Source organism: Mesorhizobium sp. M8A.F.Ca.ET.207.01.1.1 (assembly GCF_004794715.1).
GTDB lineage: Bacteria > Pseudomonadota > Alphaproteobacteria > Rhizobiales > Rhizobiaceae > Mesorhizobium.
Window position 1 is genome coordinate 1 of record NZ_SRUS01000060.1, and the last position, 516, is coordinate 516.

The window sequence follows — 516 nt, forward strand, 5'->3', positions numbered from 1 at the left end:
CGTTGTCGTCGCATGTCTCCCCGAACGTGGTCAAGACCACGGGCGGCGACTACCTGCTGACCTGGCATCTGGAAGGGCTGCCGTTCGTCGGCCGCGAGGAGTGGGAGCTGGAGCATCGCCACAACACGTTCAACCGCCTGCTGCAGACGCTGCGGGCACCCGATTTCGTGAACGTGGCGTTCTGGGTGCATGACATCCGTCGTCGCCGCACCCTGAAGGGCAAGAGCAACTACAAGCAGCGCTTCAACCAGGATGTGTCCGATCAATACATGGGCATGTTGTCCTCACAGCGCATCATGCAGAACGAGCTGTACCTGACCATGATCTACCGCCCCGTGGTGGCGGGTAAGCGCTTCGTCGAGAAGTCGGCGAACGTGGACAAGCTGCGCGCCGAGCAGGAGCAGGCAGTAGAAAAGTTGATGGAGCTGGCCGGCAACGTCGAGGCCGTCATCCGCGACTATGCGCCGTACCGCCTGGGAATGTACGAGGCAAAGAACGGCGTGGTGTTCTCTGAAA

Annotated in this window: 1 pseudogene; it reads left to right on the forward strand. The window is 61.0% G+C overall.

Going from position 1 to position 516, the window contains the following annotated elements:
• Positions 1–516: pseudogene (locus tag EN850_RS33445) on the forward strand (hypothetical protein); the annotation flags it as partial.